This is a genomic window from Streptococcus pseudopneumoniae ATCC BAA-960 = CCUG 49455, from assembly GCF_002087075.1.
In the GTDB taxonomy this organism is placed as follows: Bacteria; Bacillota; Bacilli; order Lactobacillales; family Streptococcaceae; genus Streptococcus; species Streptococcus pseudopneumoniae.
The window spans coordinates 1-3,000 of record NZ_MWSM01000072.1 but is presented as its reverse complement, the minus strand read 5'-3'; the positions used below and the strand labels follow the sequence as shown (position 1 = coordinate 3,000).

The window sequence follows — 3,000 nt, the reverse complement described above, 5'->3', positions numbered from 1 at the left end:
TGCTCCGTTTCTGCAATACATATTCCCTGATGTTGTTACATACCAAGCATTGGGGCCAGGACTGTTCCAACTGTAACCCCAGTTCGCCCAAAATGCGGTATTTTCGCCATTGTAGCTTCCGCCTTCGCCGTTTCCCATGCCGACCGAGAATTGGTTGACACCAGAAATCCAGCGACCTCTTCCTTGAGCAAAACGACCAATTGTAAACCCTCCTATTTGACCCTGATAAGCTTCTAAGAAAATCGAGCGATTCACAACTGATTCAATCTTAGTCGCAAAGATACGTTTAGAAGTTAGTTCTCCAATAAAGGCGTCGTTGGCAATAAGTTTTCGAATAAAGGCATGATCAAACTTTACCTTATCAGCTGTGACCGCTTCGGCAGCTAAAACAGCTGTCGTTACTGAACCTGATTCAAAATTAGCTGTCTTCAACTTATCAACCATGGCAGACTTGATGACTGCTCTGTCAATCAGGGTCTCGCCTGTTATATGGGTTAATTTCCCAGAAAGACGATTATGACCATTGGCTCCTAGATTGATACCCGAAATCAAATCACCTGCACTGTTGATGTTTTGAACCAACCAGGAGCCAGCTAGTTGAGTCATTTTTGTTTGCGTGGCTTCAAGCTTCTTATTCGCATCTGCGACTGCATCTTCTGGATGTGGTTGCCATGTTCTAGGTTTATAACCTTTGTACAAGTCAACTTCTGTAATATACAAATCAGCTGTTCCTGATGATGAGCCATTGTTCTCAAAACGAATGTAAGCATTATCCATTTCTCCGGAATTAAAAGTTACTGAGACATCTTCGCATCTAGAGGTAGATAGTTTCTTGCTGCTAACAACTTTCCTAAAGATTGTGAATACATCGCTCTCGCCTGCTCTTCGTCCCAAAATATAAACATCATAGCTTGCTAGAGCACTGTTGTTAAATCCTCTAAAATTCAGTACATAGTCAGTATTTCGTTCAAGATTAAAACGCTGACTAGACAAAAAGTTTTTGTTTTTAGTTGCATTGCTTAAACGCATAAGGTCTTTCTGCCCGTTGTGATAAAAGCTATGCTTAACCAATCTTCCTAAATTTTGAGTTGAGACCCATTTATTCGTATCATTTTTAAAATCACTATTCTTAATGAGGTTAGGGCCGCTTACACTATATTTCCCAACCTCAACCTGAAACAGTTGATTGGTCATAGCCATGCGAGCAACCTTATCCGCAATTCCATTTTCAGTATTGCCCAAAATCCGCTCGTAAAGTTCACTGGTTTCCTTAACACGCTGGAAGTCAGTAGTCTCTACCTTACCTGCCAGTTGATGGGATAGGTTCGCAATGTTCCTGGTCATATCCTGCTTATAAGTTGTTATTTGGCTTGAAATATCCCTAAATGTCCCGTCGGCAGATTGACGATAGCTAGCTATTTGGCTAGTTATTTCTCTATTCGCACTCGTTTTAACTCCTTCAATTCTCCGATGAATCCCCTCCACGTCTTCTTGATAGCTTGATTTCCCTACATAATCTCTGGATATCTGCTCACGAACTGCTCTTGCTTGTCTCGCGCTCTCCTCACGAGTATAGCGCTGTAAGCTTTTCTGTCTTTGACCATCTTGAGCAACATAGGCCTGAACAGCCGACAAATCCGTTCGCAATTCCTGCGCTGTTCGCTCAAAGCTAGCCTTAGCTTGTGTGATGAGACCATTGGTGTCTTCAAGCGCTGGACTCCAGTCTGTCGCTAGGGTACCTTTTTCAAGTTTAATCCTACGAATGAAAATAGTTCCTCCGTATCCTAAATCTGAATTGAATAGGGTCATCTGTAGCTTGGATTCAGAGGGCGCATCCTCTTTAAAAAATACCGGACCTGTAAGCCTAAATCGCTGCCACTCCCTAGTCGCAGTGAACTCTTTTCGTCCCTCTATACCAAAGCCATTCGCCCCACCATGCGACATATGGAAAGGAAAAGAACCATCAACTTCATCGAGTTTACAATCAAACGAGAGAGTCCAAGTTGTCCCAATATCGGACTTTGAAAGATAGGGATCTAGATTATCAAACACAAAACCAAAACGAGACTGTTGAATTTTCTCGGAATCACGATAATAGTTCCGACCACCAACTTGCATATTTGAAAATTCTTCTCGCAATTTTCCAGCTTCAGTCACAACTAAGGTCTTATCTGCCTTGTCCTTGGTTGCGTTCAGGATTTCCTGGCGGATAGAGCCAGCCTGCACCTCAAATTCAGCCGTACTAAGCTTCTGATTTAGTTGACTCTGGGTATCTCTTTCTAACCTCCTCACAGACTGCCTAATATTCTCAGCAGTCACATTGAGGGAGCTGATATCCGCTTTGGTTCTGAGACCTTCAGTCAAACGCCTCACTCCAGCATCAAGCGCATCAGCGCGCTGATTAAAACGAGAGGTCATTGTTGAAATACGAGTAGAGCTCTCTTCTTGTATACGGTCTATCTGACTCGTCAGAGTCTCTGCTGTTTGCCTGACTTCTGATTTGTTAGCTTTCCCTTCCATTCTGTTCGTCAGTGCAGTTAGCCTGCCTTTAGTCGTCTCTTCATATCTTGCCTGAGAGCTTCTGACTCCAGCCAAGTCATTCTTTATCTGACCGAGAGCTTGAACTTGTTTGGAAATGTCAGTTTTAAGTTGCCTTTGCTTGGAGCTTATATCATTGGTAACTGTCTGCTTTAGAAGATTCAAATCACCCGACAAAGCCGTCTGAGCATTCCTAGTCTGCGATTTAAACGCTTCAAGTCTAGCAACAGAATCCAGCCCAATCCGCTTGGCTTCCTGAGCAAGAGAGCTACTTGCGCCAGCTTGTCTCAAAGCTTCCTCAGCCTTGCGCCTTGATTCTCGTAAAGGTTCATCATGAAAGCTATTGAAACGCTGATTGATAGTGTCAGACACTTCTTGCTTGACTTCTTCCGCCTTAGCCTTGGCAAGTTCGATGGCATCCGTGATAGCTTTCTCACGCTTAGTAAATTCAGCGTCAAAGGC

At 43.4% G+C, this 3,000-nt stretch carries 1 protein-coding gene; it reads right to left on the bottom strand.

Going from position 1 to position 3,000, the window contains the following annotated elements; all coding sequences use genetic code 11:
* A partial coding sequence (locus B4W83_RS13605; RefSeq protein ID WP_000407777.1) for a hypothetical protein occupies positions 1-3,000 on the bottom strand: 3,000 nt, incomplete at both ends.